Raw genomic sequence first — 22,306 nt, forward strand, 5'->3', positions numbered from 1 at the left:
TTACAAAAAAACTTCTACCAGCAACAAGAAATGTTAATAAAAATACAAGAACAAAGACAAGAATTTAAAGAAGAATTTGAAAAGCAAATAAAAAGTCAGTTTAATACTTTAAACGATAGAGAAGAGAATTGTAGAAGAGAAATACAAAAGTTAGAACAAGAAGTAGAAGAGGAGGTATAACATGGGGACAATAATAAAACCAGGAGCAATAAAGAACCAATCAACAAGCCTTATTAATACATTGCAAGAACAAAATAATTCATTAAACGATATGAAAGCAAGTATCTTATCTATACAAAACACAGAAGGATTAAAAAGTGATGCATGGGATTTATTAAAAAGCCAAATGGAAATAGGACACCAAAATGTAATAAATGATTTAATAGCTGCCAACGATTCAGTAATAACAGACAGTAATACATTAATAGGAGCAGTGGGAAGTAAAGATTTAGACGAAGATGAGATTAAAAGTAAAATAGAACATTTAGAATCTATGAATAATATGTATAAATCTCAACAGACAAATTTATTAAATCAAAGTAAAACAAACCCAGCAATAGCATCAATGAATAGTACTGCACTGAATATTTTAGATAATGCTATTTCTAAAAACGGAACAGAGATTGCAAAATATAAGGCTGACTTACAAAAAATTAGACAAATAGAAGCGGCAACAGAATCACTATATCAAAATTCAGAAGGGCTGTATGATAATGTAAGAGCAGGAATAGCAGTATTAAATAAAGGTAGAAGTTCAGGATTTAGTTTACCAATGAATCAAACTGAATGGAAGTCAGCAGTAGAAGAAGAAAAAGTTATATTAAAATTAAAAGAAAATGGGTTTGACGACCAGAGAATTAATCATATGAGGAGTATAGGAATTCCACCTAAAGTATTATTAGTACAATGGAATACTTTAGAAACTGACGAAGATAGAGAATATTATTTGTTGATGGCAACAGGAAAAAAAGAAAATTATGATAAGGCTTTTGAGATAAAGCCAGGTAAATTATCAGACCAGTTATTTAAAGTGGTAGGAATTTATGGCAGGGCATTGTTAAATTATGATATAAAACATAATACTGTATATGACGAAGAGTTAGGGAAAAATGTAGTTATAATGGAGAAATTTGGAGTATTTAACCAAGCTCTTATGGATGCTGATACTATAATACATAGTGATGCAGTAAATGTATATACTTATAGAGAAGAATATTATGATAGAATCATAAAAGGGATTAAAGATGTAAATAAAGATGAGATAGATAACTTAGCAAATTTATATGGTGATATTATTGCTAATAATGGCGACCCATACAGTAACCAAGTATTTAAAGATTTATTAGATAGTTACGATAATGGAGTGGCGTTGAAAAATTTATTAATGTCTCAAAATGAATTTTTAATTGAAAGAAGATATAGAGAAAAAGGGATAACCTATGATGTATATCCTAAAATTGAAGATTTTAAATATATAGGAAATGGTGTATTTACTCAAGGATTAAGATATACAGAAGAAAGAAATTTTTATGGATATTGGGAAACAATAGAGAAAAATGCAGAAATAGAAACACAAATACAAAATACTCCAACACAGCTTAAAGACTATATAGAAAATAGGAAAATTGACAAAAAAATAGAAGAGGAAAAAAATCTTGCAGAAAAGTATATATTAGATTCTTTTTTAAATCTTGCAATGTTAGGGGCAGATATATACATTGGAGCAGGAGTGACAATACCAGCTAGTGTAATCATAAATCTTGCATCAGAGAATGTAAATCCTATAGAGGGGTTAACAGACGATTCACTAATAAAATCAAAAGGTGGAAGACTTGCAGCTGGTGCTATTAATACGGCAGGAAGTAGCCTGATAAATAGTTATAGAGAAAGTAAAAAACTTAATAAAAATATAGAAAAGATGTTAAACGAAATGTGGATGGGTTGGATTGGAGGTTCTGGAACATATAGCTACAAAGAACAATTACCAGATGGAACATGGACAAAAAGAATAAAGTCAGAAAACCCTAATTTTATGGATGTTATAAATGTAAAACAATATTTTTTGGCTAGACAATGGGGAACTGGAGGCTTAGGAACATGGGCACCAGAAAATGTAGTTAAATTTTTAGAGAATAAAAAAGCAGGTTTAGATACTCAGATAACATCAAAAGAAAATGAGATAAATAAGATTCTTAAAGGTAGAAGCGTTGATGAGTTAACTCCTAGTGAAAAATTTGATTACAACGATAAAGATTCAAAGAACAAAGAGAATAAAGAGTATAAAAATTCGATAGAAAGAATTCTTAGTGGCAAATATAAAGAAAAAGGTGAAGAAAAAGTAATTTTTGAAGATTTAGACCAATATAGAAAAGATGTAGAGAATGTTAATGATACATTAAGAGATTCTAAATATAAATCTTTAAAAGATTATTGGCAAGATGAATATACAAAATAAAAAATTGATATAGGCAAAAGAGAGGAATAAATGGAAAAAAAGAAAAAGGTATATTTAATTATAGGAGTTGTATTAATTTTAATAGCAATTATAGTTGCATACAAATGTTACGAAAAATATCAGTTTGAAAAAAATTTGCTTAGAGATAATTATTCTGTTGATATACAAATAGAAGATTTTATTGAAGTAGGAAAAGGCGAAGGAAAATTCAAAGAAGATACTTTTATTGTTACAAATTCTGAAAAAATAGATAATATTTTATTATATGAAATAGATGTTTTGCCAGGGAAATATTTTGCTTATAAAAATTGTGATTATAATAGAGTATTCAATAAAAAAATTTCAGGAAAAACATTACTAGAGTTTAACTCAGCTAATATATATGTATATGATATAGATACAAAAAAACTTGTAAAAAATATAGATATAATGGAATGGTTAGAAAAATATCCGGAATATCAATTAATGAATGTTTATAATTTATTTAAAGATAGGAAAGGAGATTCATATGTAGGAACAGGTTTTATTGAAAAAAATGATTTAACTTCAAAAGATGAAATAAGAGATGAAATATTTGAAATGTACTATAATTTATCTACAGAGAAAGAAATTAAAAATGACAAAAGTGTAAAAAAGGAAAAAATATTGACTTTTTTAATGGATAAAAAAACTATAGAAAAAAATGAGAAATATGAAAATTTAATGTATGAAGAATCAGATGAAATATGGGATAATTTTTATAAAAAAAATAATTTTGTAGATGATATAACTATAGATAAATCATTTACTGAATTAAAAGAAGAAAAGGCATTAACCTTTAAATATATAGTATCAGACGGGAAACTTTATACTTATGTATCAGCACCAGCACTACCAAAAGAAAACAAAGAACTATATACTCGTTTTCCAGAATTAAAAAAATACCGAGACCAAGAATGGAGAATGGTAAAAATAGTATTTGCAAGTAAACCAACACCAGAAGAAGTGGTAGCAATGTTTACAGATGAAAGTAAACAATAGAATATAATAAATAAAAAAGAAGTAAATAGACAATACTTCTTTTTTATTTATAGAAATAATATATAATATAAATTACAAGTATATTAATTAGAAGCTGATGAATTTTAGTGATAAGAAAAAACAAAGAGAATAAAGAGTATAAAAATTCTATAGAAAGAATTCTTAGTGGCAAATATAAAGAAAAAGGTGAAGAAAAAGTAATTTTTGAAGATTTAGACCAATATAGAAAAGATGTAGAGAATGTTAATGAATTATTAAATGAAAGATATAAGTTATCACTAAAAGACTATTGGCAAGAGCAGCACTATTTAGAAGATTAAATATTAAAACAAGAGGAACATAAATATGAAAAAAAAGAAAAAAATAGTTTTAGTTATAAGTATAATTATTATACTAACAATTGTAGCAATTATACTGGGATATAAATACTATAAAACAAAAGAATTTGAAAAAAGCTTAGTAAAATCTAATGAATCTATTGAAATAAAAATAGAAGATTTTGTAGATGTAGAAAAAGGACATGGAAAATATGAAGAAGATACATTTATTGTAATAAATCCTGATAGTATAGATAGATGGGAACTTCAATTTATAAATGTGTTACCAGGAAAATACTTTGCTTACAAAAATTATAATTATGATAATGTACACAGGAAAGGAGAATTAGGATTATCTAGAAGAGATTTTAATTCGGCAAATATATATATTTACGATATAGAAACAAAAAAACTTGTAAAAGATATAGATTGTATGAAATGGTTAAAAAAATATCCCAATTATGAACTTATGATTGGATATAATTTATTAAAAGATAAATCTAGACAAATCTACTTAGGTATGCAATTTATAGAAAAAGATGATATAGCTGTTGAAGATGGGAAAAGAAATAAAAGTTTTGATATATACTATAATTTATCTACAGAGGAAGAAATTAAAGATGACACAAGTAAGTTTAGTGTTTTTGATATAGGAAAAGAACTTTCTTTTTTACTAGATGAAAAAACTGTAGAAGAAAATGTTGAATATCAAAACTTAATATATGAAGAGTCTGATGAGGTTTGGAATGAATTCTACCAAAAAGGAAATTTTAGTGCAGATGAAAATAGTAGAACAAAAAGCTTGAAGCAACTAAGAGAAGAAAAAGCTTTAATATTTGAATATAGTTCAGAATATGGGAATCTTCATATAGACCTTTCAACACCAGCACTACCAAAAGAAAATAAAGAGCTATACACTAGATTTCCAGAACTTAAAAAATACCGAGACGGGGAATGGAGAATGGTAAAAATAGTATTTGCAAGTAAACCAACACCAGAAGAAGTGGTAGCTATGTTTACAGATGAAAGTAAGTAATAGAATATATTAAATAAAAAAGAAGTAAGTAGGTAATACTTCTTTTTTATTTATAGAAATAATATATAATATAAATTACAAGTACAATAATAAAACCAGAAGCAATAAAGAACCAATCAACAAGCCTTATTAATACATTACAAATACAAAATAATTCATTAGATGATATGAAAGCAAGTATCTTATCTATACAAAATACAGAAGGATTAAAAAGTGATGCATGGGATTCGTTAAAAAGTCAAATGGAAATAGGGCACCAAAACGTAATAAATGATTTAATAGCTGCCAATAATTCAGTAATAGCAGATAGTAATACATTAATAGGAGCGGTAGGAAGTGAAGACTTAGACTAAGATGAGATTATGTCTAAAATGGGAGCTTTAGAACTTATAAACAAAGCATTTGAGGCTAAACAGAAAATATTATCAAATCAAACAAAACTAAATCCAACATCAGCTCCAATGAAATAGTGTTGCAATTAGTGTTTTAGGTAGTGCTATTTCTAAAAATAAAGGAGATATTGCAAAATATGAAGCCGACTTGAGGGAAATTAGAAGAATAGAAGCGGCAACAGAATCACTATATCAAAATTCAGAAGGGCTATACGATAATGTACGAGCAGGAATAGCAGTATTAAATAAGAGTAGAGGTTAAGGATTTAGTTTATCAATGAATCAAACTGAATGGAAGTCAGCAGTAGCAGAAGAGAAAGATATATTAAAGTTAAAAGAAAAAGGATTTGACGATCAGAGAATTAATCATATGAGAAGTCTGGGAGTTACTCCCCAAATGATGTTAGCACAATGGAATACTTTAGAAACAGATGAAGATAGAGAATATTATTTGCACATGACTACAGGTAAAAAAGAGAATTATGATAAGGCTTTTGAGATAGATCCAGATAAATTATCAGACAAATTATTTGAAGCAGTAGGAGTGTATGGTAGATTATTACAATTAGATGATATCAAGAGAAATAAAAGAGATAAAGATGGCAATATAATACTGGAAAAATTTGGAGTATTTAACCAAGCACTTATAGATGCCAAAGGGCAATAGTATAACTCTCAAGGAGTTATACTGACATATAGAGACAATTACTATGATAGAATTATTAAGGGAATGAAATCTCTTCAAAGAGAAGAATTAAAAAATCTAGCTAATGGATATGAAGATTTTATGGGGTCTCCTCAATATTCGCAAGAAATGGAAAGATATAATGAGGGGTTAGGATTAATAAATTTATTATTATCACAAAAAGATTTTTTAACAAAGAATAGATATTCTGAGACTGGAACAACGTATGATATTTATCCGAAAATCGAAGAATTTATATATAAAGGAAATGGAATATATTTTATGGGTTTAAAATATACAAAAGAAGAAAATCTCCATGGTTATAGACATAAAGTAGAAAAAAGTGGAGAAATATCAACTAGTTTTCTTAATACTCCAGACGAAGTTACACAATATCTTAAGAATTTAGAAATTGATAAATTAAAAAAAGAAGCAGAAAATTTACCAGAAAAAGCTATAATGGATTCTATTTTAGGACTTGCAATGTTAGGAGCAGATATATACATTGGTCCAGGATTAACAATACCAGCTAGTATAATGATGAATCTTGCATCAGATAATATAGACCCTATAGAAGGTCTAACAGACGATTCGCTAATAAAATCAAAAGGTGGAAGACTTGCAGCTGGAAGTATAGATATAGCGGGAGGTAATTTATTAAACAGCTATAAAGATAGACAAAAACTTAATAATGATATAGAGAGAGCATTACATGAAATGTACATGGATTGGTTTGGATCGGCAGGAATATATAAATATAGAATTCAAAATCCTAGTGGAGCTTGGGGGGAATATATAGAAGATTATCCATTGTATATGGATATAACTAATCCAAAAGAAATACACCATATGCAGAAATGGTATAGTGATGGTCTTACATCTTGGGCAGATAAAGAAACGGTGGAATTTTTAAATACAAGAGGTGGTGATATTGACAAAGAGATACTAGCCAAAGAAAAAGAACTTGGGAGACTTAAGAAAAAAGAAGGAGAAGACTACGAAAAAGTAAAATCAGAAAAGGAAGAACTTGAGAAACAAAAAAATTCTATAGACAGAATTGTTGAGGGGAAATATACTATAAAAGAAAAAGGTAAGACTGTAGAAAAAAATATTTTTGAAGATTTAGACCAATTTAGAAAAGACATGAAAGATTGTGAAGAAATTTTAAGAGAAAGAGATAATAATATAACTTTAAAAACACAATGGGAAAACAAGTAAAGTGTATATTAAGGAGAGTAAATGAAAAATAAGAAAACTGTACTTAAAATATTATTAATAACTATAGTGTTAATATTGGCAACAGTACTAGTAATTTTTAGAAAAGATATTTACAAGTACTGGAAAGAAAATAGAAAGATAACAGAAAATTGGTCTGAAAAGATAAAAATTGAAGATTTTGTAGAAGTAGGAACTGGTAAGGGAGTATATAAGGAAGATACTTTCTTTGTTGTAAATTCTGAAAATATTGATTATGTGACATTAGGTTTAATAAATGTTGTGCCAGAAAAGTATTTTATTTATGCAAATTTTAAAGCTGACTACATCTATAAAGAAAAACTGCGCCCACATCAAATATTAGATTTTAAAGAGGCAGAAATTTTAGTTCACGATATAGAAACAAAAGAACTTGTAAAAACTATTGACCTTTTAAAATGGATTAAAAAATACCCTGATTATGAATTTGATATCTTGAATTATTTTACATTTAAAGGCAAAGGAGGAGATTACTACCTAAACACAAACTTTATTAAAAAATTAGAATTAAAACCTGGGGAAGAAGTTTCAAGCATTTCGAGAGATAAATTTCAAGTATATTATAATTTGTCTACCTACGAAGAAACTGAGATAAAAGAGGTAGAAGAAAGGTGGAATATACTTGACAAGAAAGTTGAAGAGGAAAATAGAGAATATTCTTCTTTAATATATGATGCAGAAGAAGTATGGGATAAGTTTGATAAAGAAACTAAATTGTTAGATAGTAATCCAGCGAAGGATAAAAATATAGATGAACTTAGGAAAGAGAAATTACCAGATTTTTTTTATTATGTAGAAGAAGGAAAACTGGAGATTAAATTATCAACGCCAGCATTACCAAAAGAAAATAAAGAACTCTACACTCGTTTTCCAGAATTAAAAAAATATCGAGACCAAGAGTGGAGAATGGTAAAGATAGTGTTTGCAAGTAAACCAACACCAGAAGAAGTGGTAGCTATGTTTACAGATGAGAGTAAGTAATAGAATATATTAAGTAAAAAAGAAGTAGATAGATAATACTTCTTTTTTATTTATAGAAATAATATATAATATAAATTACAAGTAAATTAATAAAACCAGGGGCAATAAAAAGACAATCAACAAGTCTTATTAATACATTACAAGAACAAAATAACTCATTAGATGATATGAAAGCAACAATTTTAAATATACAAAACACAGAAGGACTAAAAAGTGATGCATGGGATTCATTAAAAAGTCAAATGGAAATAGGACACCAAAATGGAATAAATGATTTAATAGCAGCTAATAATTCAGTAATAGCAGACAGTAATACATTAATAGGAGCAGTAGGAGACAAAGACTTAGACGAAGATGAGATTAGAAGTAAAATAGAACATTTAGAATCCTTGAATAATATGTATAAATCTCAAAAGACAAATTTATTAAATCAAAGTAAAACAAACCCAGCAATAGCATCAATGAATAGTACTGCACTGAATATTTTAGATAATGCTATTTCTAAAAACGGAACAGAGATTGCAAAATATAAGGCTGACTTGCGAGAAATTAGAAGAATAGAAGGAGCAACGGAATCACTATACCAAAATTCAGAAGGGCTATATGATAATGTAAGGGCAGGAATAGCAGTATTAAATAATAGTAGAAGTTCAGGATTTAGTTTGTCAATGAATCAAACTGAATGGAAGTCAGCAGTACAAAAAGAGAAAGATATATTAACTTTAAGAAAAAAAGGGTTTACAGATGAACATTTTGAACACATGAAAGAGATGAATACTACACCTTCTGAAGTATTACAACAATGGAATACATTAAAGACAAAAGAAGATAAAGAATTCTTTTTACTTATGTATTCAGGAAAAGAAGAAAACTATAAAAAAGCTTTTAAAATAGACCCTAACAATTTATCAGATGCTACAACAATGACAATGGCATGCTATGCTAGAAAATTGGCACAGTATGAATTAAGATTAGAAGAAAAATATGGAATAGATAGTAAAGTATTTGAAAATTTCAACAATGCTATGATGAAAAGTGAAAGAGACTATGAATATATAGATGCTTAGGGAGTAAGACATTCAACAGATATGAAGTATAGAGATGTTTATCTTGATAGGCTAGCTTCAGGAATGATGGCACTTGATGAATCGGAAAGAAGAGTATTAGAAGATATATATAGTAATATACAAAAAGGAGATTATCATATATCGAGAGAAGAGTATGATAAAATGTTTAAAGATTATCAGAAAAAAGTAGCTATCACAAATCTTTTATTGTCAGAAAAACTTTTGTTGAATAAAATAAAAAAAGAAGAATATGGAGAATATCCAGTTTTAGGGATATCAATTAACAGACTAAAATATGATCCAGAAATAAATGGATATAATTTTAACTTTAATTATCTTTCAGGATCATATAGTAACATGCCTGGAGAAATGAATACAAAATCAATATCTTCAGAAGTATTGAAGAGTGGAGAAGAATTTAAAGAATTTTATGATAATCGAGAATATCAAAAACTTAAAGAACAGAAAGAAAGACTACTTCAGGACTATATATTTAACACAGCAATGTCTACAGCAGTAGTACTTACAAGTATATATGGTTCTCCATTGGCGGGTGCAGCATTAAGTGCATCTACTAATCTATTGGGAGGTTCTACAGACGTAGTAACAGAAATTAATGCTTCGAAAGGAATTACAGACCCTAAAGTTAGGTTAATAAGTGAAGGGCTAACTTCACTTGTTTTTGATACTGGGAAATATATTGCAGATAAAATGGAGATTGAAGGAAAAATAGAAGCAGATAATATAAAATATATAAATGAAAGATTTGGATTTGGGGGTAAATTTGGTATAAAAGGAGAAAAAATAGAATACTTAACGTTTGAAGGAATTAATAATCCAGAAATGAGATATCATTTGAAAAAATGGGATTCTAAAGAAGGCATGGGGTCATGGAGTAATGGTCGTCTTATTACTATAGGAGAAGAAAAAGTAGCGTGGGACAAAGATACAATCGACAAATTAATAAAGGAAAAAGCAAAAAAAGAGAGAGAAGATATAAGAGCTGGTCACAGTCATACTAAAGATAAAGAGTTAGCTGCAGTTGATAAAGAAGAAAGACTTGCAAAAAAATTAGTAGAAGGAGAAATAGACCTAACTAAAGATAAAGGTATAGGAGATTTTAGAGAAGGGGCAAAAGCATATGAGGACTTTACAGGTGACAATGCTGTTGAAAGATTTTTGGATTATGTAGAAAAGCAGTAGAGGAGAAAATATAGTGGATTATAGAAAGAAACAGAAATATATTATAATAACTTTAATATCAATAATTGTAATAGCAATAAGTATTTTTGGATATATTAAATATAGGGAATGGAGTGAAAACAAAGTTAGAAACGAAGTAAGAATTTCAAATACAAGCATAGAAAATATTATTGATATAAAAAAGGGTGAAGGAAAATATAGAGGAGATACTTTTTTAGTTATAGACAAAAACGATATAAGTAATTGGGATTTAATGGATATACAAGTAACACCAGATAAATATGTATCATTTCAAAAATTTAAGTATAATTATGAGTTCACTAGAAAAGAATATTTAAATTCAAGGAAAGATTATAAAGTAGCAAAAATATTATTTTACAATTTAGAAACAAAAAAATTAGAAAAGACCATAGACAGTATGAAATGGTTAGAAGAAAATCAAGATTATCAGTTAGATTGGGGAAGCTATGATATCTACCAAAACAAAGTAGGAGGAAACTATTATGTAGGTAGAGTATTTGAAGAAAAGCCAGAAATTCCATACAATAGTAAAAATGAAGAGGAAAGAACGGTAGATAAAAAATATGTAGTTTATGATTTGAATACAGAACAACAAGTTGAGCGTATACCTCGAAGTGAAGAATTGAAAAAAATAAATAAAGAATATGATTCAAGTATAGGAATGTATGATGATAAGATATGGAAGAAGTTTAGAAAAGAAAATAAACTTATAAATGAAAATGAATATCATTTCACTGATGATAATTGGAAGATAGAAAAACCATCTTTATTTTCAATAGAAACTTCAGAAGGGTTGTTAATTGTTCATATATCAACACCAGCACTGCCAAAAGAAAATAAAGAACTATATACTCGCTTCCCAGAGCTTAAGAAATACCGAGATGGGGAGTGGAGAATGGTAAAAATAGTGTTTGCAAGTAAACCAACACCAGAAGAAGTGGTAGCAATGTTTACAGATGAGAGTAAGTAATAGAACATATTAAATAAAAAAAGAAGTATTAATTATTTACTTCTTTATTTTATGCTATAATAAATCAGTTCAAATAGAAGATAATCATTATCTATAATGAATAGGGTTTAAAAGTCAATAAATTGGAGGAGTATTTTGGAAGTTAAAAATATAAAAAAGGGTGCTATGGCTATAGTATTTCTAATGATTATGTGTATTGCTATTATGCCAGATTCAGTAATTGGAAAGTATATATTTCATCCTATGGGGATATCTTCACCTAAAGAAAAGATATCTCAGATGTTTTCAAACAGAGGAGCTAAGATTGGTAAGATTGGTGAAACTTTAAAGTTTGATGATGGTTTGGAGGTAACGGTATCTGATTTAGAGGAGGTTGAGTTACCTGAAGGTGTTGAGGACAAAGCTCCTAATTGGAAAAAAATAAAGTTTAGTTCAAAAGTAATTAATAAAGGTGATAAGAAATTAGATTTATTTTTTTGGGAAAGTCCAACGGTTTTTTCTGATGGAAAAGTTGGATGCTATATTTCTTCAGAAATAATTGTAGGAGATGATTTTACTATGGATGAGTTGGAGCCAAATGCTACTAGTGAAAGAGTGATTATATGGGCTGTTAAAAATCCTAAAGATATTAAGATTGAATATAACGACATGAATAAAATGGACAAGGATTCTGGTGCTGGGAAGGAACACCAAGGAGCTATTTTTACAAGCTATTGATTTTAAATATATAATTTTTATATAAATCAGAGAGTAGATTAATATTAGTATAAGAAGTTAAAAAGCCTATTGCCTTATTTTTGAGGTAATAGACTTTTTTAGTATTTAGAAGGCTTATTATTTTAATTACGATACTTAAAATTTAGCTTGGATTAATTTTATTATGAGAAAAGTATAGAGATTTTTATTAAAAAGTTTATATTTAGGAATAAAGAACTGGTTTAACTAATATAGTTTAAGTTAGATTATAGGAAGTTACATAATGTAAAAATATGAAAAAGGTATTGGCATTTATATTTTGGAAAAACTTGAAAAAAATTATTAAACATAATGTATACAAATTAGAAAGCTGTTTTGTTACAAAATAGGTTCAAAAAAGTCAAATAAACATATAGTTATTAAAATAAAGTCATAATGATATATATATAAAAAATTAAATTAATATTTCTATTGAGAACAGAATGCTATTATTGACTATAAAGTTGTTAAGGGATAAAGTGAAACTAATATAATCGATTATATAAAAAATATAAAACATACTAATTATACTTAAGGAGGCAAGAAATGAAATCGTTAAAGAAAATAATGTTAATGGGTTTGTTAGCAGTAATGTTAATACCTACAATATCTGGTGCAGCAAGTTTTAGTGGAACTGTGGGTAGAAGTTGGGGAAGTTTATCAGGTCGTACTTACAAGGGTGGAAATATGACATATTTAACAGTTACTCCAACGAGTGGACATTTACCTTCTGCAATGTCCTTTAGAGCAGTAGATTCTGATACAGGAAGTCCAGTAGCGTATGTTTATAATGTTAAAAATATGAATCAAACATATTCAGGAAGTTCTTCTAGTGCTGTAAGGGATAGATATTATACACTACAAGGTAAAAGAGAAGGATTATTTGACACAGCAAAATCAATAGCAGGCTATTGGGGAATTTAATAGGATAGTAGAATGACTAAAAATATACATAGAGTTAATATATATTTTAAAGTTTGGCTATATGTATGTTTAATTAAATTTTAGGAGGCAAGAAATGAAATCGTTAAAGAAAATAATGTTAATGGGTTTATTAGCAGTAATGTTAATACCTACTATATCTGGTGCAGCAAGTTTTAGTGGAAATACTTATACTAATGTATTTTCTGTTTTATCTTCACCTACTACTAAAAATGGTAGTATGACAGTATTTCAAGTAAGAGCGACTCAAAAAGACTGGAGACCTACAATGACATTTAGAGCAGTAGATCAATATGGCATAGTAGCAGCAAGTGGAACTGTTGATTATAAAGATTATCAATATGAATTTAAATCAAGTGCTGTAAGAGGAAGAAACTATACTGTAGAAGCTAGGAGAGAAGGAACAGGAGATTCTTATGTAGAAGGATATTGGGGAATTTAATAAGACAGTAGAATAACTAAAAAACATACATATAGTTAATATATATTTTAGAGCGTGGCTATATGTATGTTTTAGTTAGATTAAAGGAGGTTAAAATGAAATCGTTAAAGAAAGTAATGTTAATGGGTTTGTTAGCAGTAATGACAATACCTACGCTATCTAGTGCAGCAAGTTTTAGTGGAAATGTTGGAGGATATTATACAAATGTATAAGGAAGTACGTATAAGGGCGGAGTTATGACTTATTTGGAAGTTACTCCAGAGACAGGACATTTACCTACTGCTATGACATTTAGAGCGATTGATGCTAATACAGGAGCAGAAGTAGCATGTGTTCAAGGTGTAACAACAATGAAAAAAAAGTATGGTTTACCATATAATCCATATAAATCAAATGCTGTAAAAGGTAGATATTATATATTACAAGCTAAAAGAGAAGCATTTTTTTCATCACCATTAAGTATAAGTGGCTCTTGGGGAATTTAAGAATAAAAAAGGTAGACCTTATATTTTCTTAAGGCCTATCTTATATATATAAGGAGAAATATGAAAGAAAAAATAAAGAAAAACCGCATTTACATAATATTATTTTTTATTACTTTAATTATTTTTTTATTTACTGCATTAAAAGAGGCGGGAATATTAAATACTATAAGACTGTATTATTTTGATAGGGAAGTTTTTGAAAAGCTACTTATGGATTATAATATTAAAATTCCAGGGAATATTTTTGAAACGTTAAGATTAGATATTTTTACAGATTTTTCTTTTCCAGAGTGGATAATAGTTTTTGGAAATAGACTATTTCAGTTTGTTCTACCAGTTTATGCTTCTATTATGGGGGTGTATTTTTATAGGAAGTCTATTAAAAATGTTGAAAAGTTAAATTATAAGGAAACAAAGAAAAGTATTATTTCAAATTCGTTGAAGTTTAGTATAGCGATGTTTTCAGCATATTTATTGCTTTGTTTGTTTTCACTATTAATAGGAAATGGTCAAAGAATGCCAGGTTATACAAGACCTTTATTTTCAGATATACTTGGGGGAAATTTTTACAGTAATTATACAGTTTTATATTTTATTATGGAAGGAATGTTGAAATATATTTTCATGCCTTTTGTATATGCTACTTTTGCCCAGTCACTTTACTTGGTGAGTAAAAAGAAAGTAGTAAATTTCTTAATACCTATTTTATATTATGTTATTCTATTTTTTATAGGGTTAGAACTTATAAAGAGAGAGGTTGTAGCAGGAATATATATAAATCCTATGACGATACTTGCAGCAGGAGATTATTCTTATTTGAGTACTGTTTTGTTAATGTTAGTAAGTGCTATTCCACTTTTCGCTGCTAAAATAATTGTTGATAATAAAGTTAAGAACCAAGAAAATATTTTAGAAACAGAAGATTAAATTATATTTTCATAGCTATTAATAATTAAATGGACAAATTAGAGAAATTTTATAAAATTGTATAAAGAGTAGTAAAAAAGAGTATAGATTAAAAATAAGATATTTAATGTATAGTATTAGAAGGTCAGGGGATCAAATCCTCTATGACACGCCAAATAAAAGCACTTATCGCCTTGTTTTACAAGGTTGATAGGTGCTTTTTATTTTTTACAGATTTTTATATAATTTGAATAAAACCATTCAAAATACTAGAGGTATCCTACAAAAATTTAATTTGTAGGATACAGATTGAAACTATTTTATTCTTCCTATATCAGTATGAGTATAGACATTTAAGTAAACTAGAAAAAGTATATCTATATGGATGAGAGATTAATTTTCTTGTTTTTATATTTTCTAAAATTATATAATAGATAAATTTCCTAAAATAATCAATACTTATCTTTCTAAATTCATTTATAATAGGGAAAGAAGGTGGGAGGAGAAAAATCTATATTATATCAGGAGATGATAAATTTCATCACATATAGCTGTTAAATAAAGTATTATATTAATTTAAAATCAAATAGGAAGAAATAACAAATAAATATTAACAATAATATAACTATAAGTTACAATGAAAGAGCAAGAAAGGAAAACTATTTCCGTGATTGCAAACTACATAGAAAGGAGATCATTATGAAAAAGATTATTTTGCCAATTATGCAATCTAGAGGAGCATGTGCAGGTATTGGTTGTGGGGGTTGTTAATAATAGTCTTAACACAACCATAGTATTTGGTGGAAAACTTATAAATCTCATAGAAGCTTAGGCTTCTATGAGATTTATAAAAATAATGATAGGAGACAAATATGATATTGGAAAAGTTTGGTTTTATAACAGAAAAAGATTCATCAATTATATTTGATAAAAATAGTATAGAATTTTATAGTATAAGTGAATCGGATAAGGATTTGTTAATAAAATTTAATAACAATGAAAATCTTACATATGAAGAATTAGAAAAAATAAAAGAAATCCTACCTGAAAAAGAATCTATAGAACATAAGAATGTTAATGTATATAGCAATATTGAAAATCTAAAAATTATTATTTCAAAAAAATGTAACTTGTCTTGCAAGTATTGTTATGAAGGTAATATTGATAGTGAATCTGATGGATTAATGAGTAAAGAACAAGCTATTAAAATAGCAGAAAGAATAAATAGATTATTTCCAAGATTGAAAACAGTGTTATTTTTTGGAGGAGAGCCTTTATTAAATATTGATGCTATAGAAGTTTTCTGTGAAAACTTAAAAAATAAAAAAGATATAGAATTTTTAATGCAAACCAATGGAACTATTTATACAGAAAAAATTAAAAATATTATAGAAAATAATAATATACTAGTTACTGTTAGTTTAGATGGTCCTAAGGAGATTAATGATGCTAATAGAGTGTTTCCCAATGATAAGGGAAGTTATGAGATAGTAGTAGACAATGTAAAGAAATTTAATAAAGACAGGGAAAATATAATTTCTATTCAGTCAACTTATACAAAACACGCTGAAAAAATTTGTAGCAGAGAAGAAATAAAATCATTTATAAACAATGAATTAGGAATAATACACATACATCTAGAAGATAATTTGTTTGAAAAATTGAATAAAGATAATAGTAAGTTAAGTTTTGATGTTTTGATGGAACAATTAGAAATTGAAGATTATGTGAGTTTAGGGGAATATGGAAGAATTTTAAAATCCATAGTATCTAAAACAGTTAATGAGAAATTTTGCACAGCTGGATATAAGCAATTAACTATAGACCCAAGAGGAGATATTTGGCCTTGCCCAATGTATATGTCTATAGATGATAATTATGGAAATGTATTTTTAGAAAATATTGAACAAAAATTAGAAGATTTTTATAATTATAATGAAAAACAAAATCGAGAAGAATGTAAAAATTGTATAGCTAATTTTTGGTGTATAAAATGTATAGGTAAATATTCTATCAATACAGAGAATACACCATATGATAATTGTAAAGAGAATATTAATAAAACAGAAGAAGTGGTTACTTGGCTAAGTAAAATTATAGAAAAGGGGGAATATAATAATTTTTTAGATTACTATAAAAAATATAATATTGAGGATATTTAATGACTAAAATACTTCTAAAATTCAAAAAAATTTTATTATTAAACATATTTGCCACGTTAGTTAAAGCTACTACTAGAATATTTCAAGCGTTTATATTTATGTATATTTTGGATTATGCAACTAAAGAAAATAATATTTCTTTTAATACAATAGTAATAATTACATTATTGTTTGTTTTGTTAATTGGCTTATCAGAATTTATGTCCTCTACATCATATGATTTTTTGATAGAAAAAACTAGTTATAGTTATAAACAATTAATAATAGATAGCTATCTTAGAAAGGATATAGAGAGTTCACAGACAGGCTCTAATTTAATATCTACTATTACAAATTCTATTAGAGAAATAGAAAATTCATTTATCAAAGGAATATCAGGGATATTTAGCGAAGTAATATTATTTTTTTCTGCTATTATAATAATATTTTTGATAAATAAAAAAATTGCTCTTATGGTATTGTTAGTTTCTTGGATACCTATATTAATACCTCAAGTATTAAATAAAATTACTAGAAGATTAAAAAAAGAGTCTTTAGATGAAATGGAAAAGTTTACTTCATACATAAAGGAATTGACGTCGAGTTTTGAATTAGTAAAAGCCTTTCATCTAGAAAGTATAATGAGTAAGCGTATAGAAAAAAGAAATAAAAAAAATGAGCATAAGAGATTTATAGCTAGTAGAAGTCAGAATTTACAAGAATCTATATCAGTTTTTCTAGGATTTTTAATTTTTATGCTAGTATTAGTTGTAGGAGCATATTTTGCTCATAAAGATATAATTTCAGTTGGTGAAGTTATAGCAATAACACAATTGATGAATTATGTTTCAAATCCTATTATGAATATACCTAAATATATAGTACAGTTTAATTCAGTTAAGAATATTATTAGTGATGTAGATAGCTATATATGTTTAGAAGAAACAGATTATAGCAATTATTCACCTTTTAGTTTAGAAAATAATTTAAAAATTGAAAATCTAAACTTTTCTTACAAAGACAGAAAAATTTTAAAGAATATAAATCTAAAAATAGAAAAAGGTAAAAAATATGCTATTATTGGATTTTCTGGAAGTGGGAAGAGTACACTTATAAAAATTATTTTAAGGCAGCTTCCTAATTATACTGGAAATATTTATTTCGATAAAATAAAATTATCAGAAATCAATCCACATAATTATTATGAAAAAGTATCATTTATTATGCAAAAAACAATAATATTAAATGATACTTTAAAGAATAATATATGTTTATACAATGATATATCAGAAGTTAATTTTAAAAAGGCTTTGAAGTATTCAGGACTATTGCAAGTTGTTAAAAAATTGGAGAATAGAGAGGATACTTTACTAGGAGAATATGGAGTTTCTTTATCTGGAGGAGAGGAACAAAGAATTGGCATCGCTAGATGTTTGGTTAAAAATTCAGAATTGATTATAGTAGATGAAGCTACTTCTGCACTAGATCATGTAAATTCAAGTAGTATTGAAAATACAATACTTGATTTAAACACTACTGTAATATCAGTTACACACAAGATGGATAAGGAAATATTAGAAAAATATGATTATATAATAGTATTGGAAGAAGGAGAAATAATAGAAAAAGGAAGTCCTAAACAGCTTATGTTAAATAGTAGCTACTTTAAGACTGTATTTGACAAATGATATGTATGATAAATTTTCGAAAGATATCTAATTAATACTGAATATTTTGCAACTTTTATATAAGTTACTACTTAAACAATAAATAAACTTTTAATAAAAACAACCACCTATTTAAAGGTGGTTGTTTTTATTAAGTATTGTTTTTGCCATTTCTAAGCTAGTTTTTCTTACTCTTTGCCAGTGGTTGTACATTTCTTGTTTACTTGCTTCTATATTTTTACTTTCGATTGCTTCTATAATATTCCAATGTTCTTTAGCTGAGGATGTTCTCATTTGGTCTTCTTTAAAATAGTAATATTTTAATCTTGTAACGTGTAGTTGTAGCATGCTTATTATATCTATTAGGTAGCTATTATTGGTTAGTCCAACTATGAATGAATGAAATTGATTATCTAGGTCTACGATATCTTCTATTACATAGTTTTCTATAGATTTTTCAAAGGCTTTTGTAATTTCTTTTAAATATTTTATATTTTCTTTGTTAAATTTATTATATGCTTGTTCTAAAGCTAAGACTTGTAAATTAGTAAGTACAAGGTAACAATTGTCCATATCGTCTATATCAATGTATTCAACTATTGTGTACTGTCCAGGTACTATGGAAACTAATTTTACATCTTTTAAAGATTGTAATGCTTCTCTTATAGGGGTTCTACTAACTCCAAAGTACTCTGTTAGTTCTGACTCTACAAGTTTTTCTCCTTGTTTTAATGTTCCATTAATTATTAGTTTTAGAAGTTCAGAATAGACTATATCTTTTGTGCTTTTTTTAGGTACTACTTTATCTGTATTTGGTAATGGCATGTAAATCTCCTTTTATTAAGTGATAAATTCAATTATATATTTATATTATATAGGATTATGTAAGATAAAAAAAGAAGCGCTAATTTGACAGATTTGCAAAAGTGTTATATATTAGATATGCAATATATTGCATATTACAAGGAGGGAATATATGAATTGGCATGAAGAAAATATAAGATTAACTAAAGAGTTAATATCTAAGAAATCGTATTCCGGTAAAGAAAAAGATGTTATTGATTGTTTAAGGAATTTTTTCGAAAATTCTGGGTTTGATGAAGTTATTATAGATAAGTATGGTTCATGTATTGGTGGAATTGTAGGAAAAAGAGATGATGGAAAAAACATTACTACTCTTTTTGATGGTCATGTTGATACTGTTGTTGTTAATGAAGAAAAATGGTCTTTTCCTCCTTTTGTAGCTACTGAACATAATGGAAGAATATATGGTAGAGGTTCTTCTGATATGAAGGGGGCTTTGTCTTCTATGGCTGTGGCTACTTTAAAGTTTGCTAAGGAAACGGACAAGGATTTTTCAGGTAAGATTTATGTTTCTGGTTCTGTTTTTGAGGAGGTTTTTGAAGGTGTAGCTCCTAGGTCTGTAAGTGAGATAGTTAATCCAGACTTTGTAATTATTGGAGAAGCTTCTGAGCTAAATTTAAAAATTGGACAAAGAGGTCGCGCTGAAATTGTAGTAGAAACTTTTGGAGTGTCAGCTCACTCTGCTAATCCTGAAAAGGGTGTAAATGCTGTTTTACTTATGAATGATGTTATTAGAGAAATTGAAAATATAGTGCCAAATGAACAGGAAAAATTAGGAAAGGGAATTTTAGTTTTAACTGATATTATTTCAAGTCCTTACCCTGGTTCTTCTGTTATTCCTAGTTCTTGTAGAGCTACTTATGATAGAAGACTGCTTGTTGGAGAAACTCCTGAGTCAGTGCTAGAGCCTATTCAAAATGTATTGAGTAAATTAAAAGAAGAAAAAGGGATAGAGGCTAAGGTTTCACTTGCTGAGGATAGTAAACTTTGCTACACAGGTGAGGAAATTTCAAGTAGTAGATTTTTCCCAGGATGGCTTTATGATGAGAATGAGAAGTTGATTCAAAAAGCTTATAATGGTTTGAAAAATAGTGGTTTGGATCCAGAAATAACTAATTATTCATTTTGTACTAATGGTAGTCATTATGCTGGAGAGAAAGGTATTCTTACTATAGGGTTTGGTCCATCTCATGAAAGTTTAGCTCATATTGACGATGAGTATGTTGAAATTGAACAACTTAAGAAAGCTTTTGACGGATATTATGAAATTTTAAGAGAAATTTACAAATAAAGGAGATGTTATGGAAGGTTTATTAAAAAGTATAGCAGATTTTTTATGGGGCGCTCCGGTTTTAATTTTAATTTTTATAGTGGGTTTTATTTATTCTATAAAGACAAAGTTTTTTCAATTTAGAAAATTTGGGTTTATTCTAAAAAATACTGGTGGTGAAATATTTAAAAAGTCTGATAAAGTTGGAGAGGGAACTTTAACTCCTTTACAAGCTGTTTCAACTGCTTTAGCGGGTTGTGTTGGAACTGCAAATATAGCAGGAGTAGCGACTGCAATTTTTCTAGGTGGACCTGGTGCAGTTTTTTGGATGTGGGTTGTATCTTTATTTGGTATGTTGACTAAATGTGTCGAGGTAACTTTAGCACAGTATTATAGAATTAAAGGTGAAGATGGTATTTACTATGGTGGTCCAATGTATTACATAGAAAAAGGACTGGGTAAAAAATGGAAACCTTTAGCTGTTATATTTTCTATTACTATAGTGCTAGGTGGTCTTGGAACTGCAGCTTTTGTTCAACCTTATGCCATTTCTAGTGCTGTGGAAAATGCTTTTTCTATTCCTAGTTGGGTAACTATTACAGTTTGTGCAGTGATTTGTGGTTTAGTTTTAATAGGTGGAGTAAAGGGGATAGGAAAGTTTTGTGAAAAAATCACACCTTTAATGTGTGTATTGTACATAGTTTTTGCTTTAGGGATTTTAATTGTTAATTTTAAAAATATACCTGCAGCTTTTGGAATGATATTTAAGTATGCATTTACTCCTTTTGCAGCAGTTGGAGGTATGGCTGGAAGTGCTATAGCTTTAACTGTTAGACAGGGAGCTGCTAGAGGAACTTTCTCTAATGAAGCTGGTTGTGGTACATCTCCAATTACTCACGCTACAGCTATTACTCCTCATCCTATGAAAGAGGGTCTTTATGGTGCATTTGAAGTATTTGTTGATACACTATTAGTATGTACTTGTACAGCTTTAGTAATTTTAGTATCTGATACAAGTATATGGCAAAGTGGACTTAAAGATGTTCAGCTTACAATGGCAGCTTTTTCAAGTGTGTATTCAGGTTTTGGAAATATTATAGTAACTTTATGTTTAACTTTATTTGCTTTTTCTACTATGGTAGGTTGGGAAATAAATTATGAGTCAGCTTTTTTCTATATGTTTCCAAAGAAAACAAAGATAGCTAAGTTTTTATTAAGAGTTGTTTGGCTTGTTCCTGGTTTTTTAACTTTAGGAAAAGCTCCAGAGGTAATTTGGACGGTAGTAGATATTTCTTCTGGTTTGTGGTGTATTCCAAACTCAATTGCTTTGATTTTACTATCTAAGAAGTTTATGGAAATATATTATGATTTTGAGAAAAAGTATATTTCTTTAGATATTAAGAAATAGTAGAGTTAAATATTTAAATAGTATACTTAATTATAGTATTAAAAT

22 protein-coding genes are annotated in these 22,306 nt (G+C 27.7%); 21 read left to right on the forward strand and 1 reads right to left on the reverse strand.

What is annotated here, in order from left to right:
* From CS899_RS10885 to CS899_RS09620, 19 genes are all read left to right on the forward strand, one after another.
* Nucleotides 1–180 (forward strand): hypothetical protein (locus tag CS899_RS10885; RefSeq protein WP_164995908.1); only part of this gene is annotated, 180 nt, incomplete at its 5' end.
* Between the two features lies 1 nt (nucleotide 181).
* Nucleotides 182–2,455: a hypothetical protein gene (locus CS899_RS09535; protein ID WP_100065971.1), complete on the forward strand. Its 2,274-nt coding sequence runs from the start codon at nucleotides 182–184 to the stop codon at nucleotides 2,453–2,455.
* A 30-nt stretch (nucleotides 2,456–2,485) separates the two neighbouring features.
* Nucleotides 2,486–3,475: a hypothetical protein gene (locus CS899_RS09540; RefSeq protein WP_100065972.1), complete on the forward strand. Its 990-nt coding sequence runs from the start codon at nucleotides 2,486–2,488 to the stop codon at nucleotides 3,473–3,475.
* A gap of 107 nt (nucleotides 3,476–3,582) precedes the next feature.
* A complete protein-coding gene (locus tag CS899_RS09545) occupies nucleotides 3,583–3,795 on the forward strand; it encodes a hypothetical protein (RefSeq protein WP_100065973.1) in 213 nt (70 codons plus the stop codon).
* A 25-nt stretch (nucleotides 3,796–3,820) separates the two neighbouring features.
* On the forward strand, nucleotides 3,821–4,828 hold the full coding sequence (locus CS899_RS09550) for a hypothetical protein (protein WP_100065974.1): 1,008 nt from the start codon (nucleotides 3,821–3,823) through the stop codon (nucleotides 4,826–4,828).
* 167 nt (nucleotides 4,829–4,995) lie between these two features.
* Nucleotides 4,996–5,181 (forward strand): hypothetical protein, encoded by a 186-nt coding sequence (locus tag CS899_RS09555; protein WP_100065975.1) that lies wholly within the window; start codon nucleotides 4,996–4,998, stop codon nucleotides 5,179–5,181.
* 316 nt (nucleotides 5,182–5,497) lie between these two features.
* Nucleotides 5,498–5,887 carry a hypothetical protein gene (locus CS899_RS09560; RefSeq protein WP_100065976.1) on the forward strand — a complete coding sequence of 130 codons (390 nt, stop codon included), beginning with the start codon at nucleotides 5,498–5,500 and terminating at the stop codon, nucleotides 5,885–5,887.
* A gap of 63 nt (nucleotides 5,888–5,950) precedes the next feature.
* Nucleotides 5,951–7,123: a hypothetical protein gene (locus tag CS899_RS09565; RefSeq protein WP_100065977.1), complete on the forward strand. Its 1,173-nt coding sequence runs from the start codon at nucleotides 5,951–5,953 to the stop codon at nucleotides 7,121–7,123.
* Nucleotides 7,124–7,144: 21 nt separating this feature from the next.
* Nucleotides 7,145–8,140, forward strand: a complete 996-nt coding sequence (locus CS899_RS09570) for a hypothetical protein (protein ID WP_100065978.1) — start codon at nucleotides 7,145–7,147, stop codon at nucleotides 8,138–8,140.
* A gap of 167 nt (nucleotides 8,141–8,307) precedes the next feature.
* Nucleotides 8,308–9,207, forward strand: coding sequence for a hypothetical protein (locus CS899_RS09575; protein ID WP_100065979.1), 900 nt, complete (start codon nucleotides 8,308–8,310; stop codon nucleotides 9,205–9,207).
* Between the two features lie 21 nt (nucleotides 9,208–9,228).
* Complete coding sequence (locus tag CS899_RS09580) at nucleotides 9,229–10,410, forward strand: hypothetical protein (RefSeq protein ID WP_100065980.1); 1,182 nt, start codon at nucleotides 9,229–9,231, stop codon at nucleotides 10,408–10,410.
* Nucleotides 10,411–10,423: 13 nt separating this feature from the next.
* Complete coding sequence (locus tag CS899_RS09585) at nucleotides 10,424–11,401, forward strand: hypothetical protein (RefSeq protein WP_100065981.1); 978 nt, start codon at nucleotides 10,424–10,426, stop codon at nucleotides 11,399–11,401.
* A 135-nt stretch (nucleotides 11,402–11,536) separates the two neighbouring features.
* The gene (locus CS899_RS09590) at nucleotides 11,537–12,118 is read left to right on the forward strand and encodes a hypothetical protein (protein WP_100065982.1); all 582 of its coding nucleotides are present in this window, start codon (nucleotides 11,537–11,539) and stop codon (nucleotides 12,116–12,118) included.
* A 564-nt stretch (nucleotides 12,119–12,682) separates the two neighbouring features.
* On the forward strand, nucleotides 12,683–13,060 hold the full coding sequence (locus tag CS899_RS09595) for a hypothetical protein (RefSeq protein WP_100065983.1): 378 nt from the start codon (nucleotides 12,683–12,685) through the stop codon (nucleotides 13,058–13,060).
* 94 nt (nucleotides 13,061–13,154) lie between these two features.
* Complete coding sequence (locus tag CS899_RS09600; RefSeq protein WP_100065984.1) at nucleotides 13,155–13,520, forward strand: hypothetical protein; 366 nt, start codon at nucleotides 13,155–13,157, stop codon at nucleotides 13,518–13,520.
* Between the two features lie 236 nt (nucleotides 13,521–13,756).
* Nucleotides 13,757–14,005 carry a hypothetical protein gene (locus CS899_RS09605; protein ID WP_100065985.1) on the forward strand — a complete coding sequence of 83 codons (249 nt, stop codon included), beginning with the start codon at nucleotides 13,757–13,759 and terminating at the stop codon, nucleotides 14,003–14,005.
* A 60-nt stretch (nucleotides 14,006–14,065) separates the two neighbouring features.
* On the forward strand, nucleotides 14,066–14,932 hold the full coding sequence (locus tag CS899_RS09610) for a hypothetical protein (RefSeq protein ID WP_100065986.1): 867 nt from the start codon (nucleotides 14,066–14,068) through the stop codon (nucleotides 14,930–14,932).
* 851 nt (nucleotides 14,933–15,783) lie between these two features.
* The gene (locus CS899_RS09615) at nucleotides 15,784–17,073 is read left to right on the forward strand and encodes a radical SAM/SPASM domain-containing protein (protein WP_100065987.1); all 1,290 of its coding nucleotides are present in this window, start codon (nucleotides 15,784–15,786) and stop codon (nucleotides 17,071–17,073) included.
* Nucleotides 17,073–18,740: an ABC transporter ATP-binding protein gene (locus tag CS899_RS09620; RefSeq protein ID WP_100065988.1), complete on the forward strand. Its 1,668-nt coding sequence runs from the start codon at nucleotides 17,073–17,075 to the stop codon at nucleotides 18,738–18,740. Before CS899_RS09615 ends, CS899_RS09620 begins: the two co-directional genes overlap by 1 nt.
* Nucleotides 18,741–18,851: 111 nt before the next feature.
* On the opposite strand, the gene CS899_RS09625 is transcribed toward CS899_RS09620, so the two are convergent.
* On the reverse strand, nucleotides 18,852–19,544 hold the full coding sequence (locus CS899_RS09625) for a GntR family transcriptional regulator (protein ID WP_100065989.1): 693 nt from the start codon (nucleotides 19,542–19,544) through the stop codon (nucleotides 18,852–18,854).
* Between the two features lie 151 nt (nucleotides 19,545–19,695).
* Between CS899_RS09625 and CS899_RS09630 the strand changes: the two genes are divergently transcribed.
* On the forward strand, nucleotides 19,696–20,874 hold the full coding sequence (locus CS899_RS09630) for a YgeY family selenium metabolism-linked hydrolase (RefSeq protein ID WP_100065990.1): 1,179 nt from the start codon (nucleotides 19,696–19,698) through the stop codon (nucleotides 20,872–20,874).
* 10 nt (nucleotides 20,875–20,884) lie between these two features.
* Nucleotides 20,885–22,261, forward strand: coding sequence for an alanine/glycine:cation symporter family protein (locus tag CS899_RS09635; RefSeq protein ID WP_100065991.1), 1,377 nt, complete (start codon nucleotides 20,885–20,887; stop codon nucleotides 22,259–22,261).
* The last annotated feature ends 45 nt before the right edge of the window (nucleotides 22,262–22,306 follow it).

The organism is Miniphocaeibacter massiliensis, from assembly GCF_900232905.1.
Taxonomy (GTDB): domain Bacteria; phylum Bacillota; class Clostridia; order Tissierellales; family Peptoniphilaceae; genus Miniphocaeibacter; species Miniphocaeibacter massiliensis.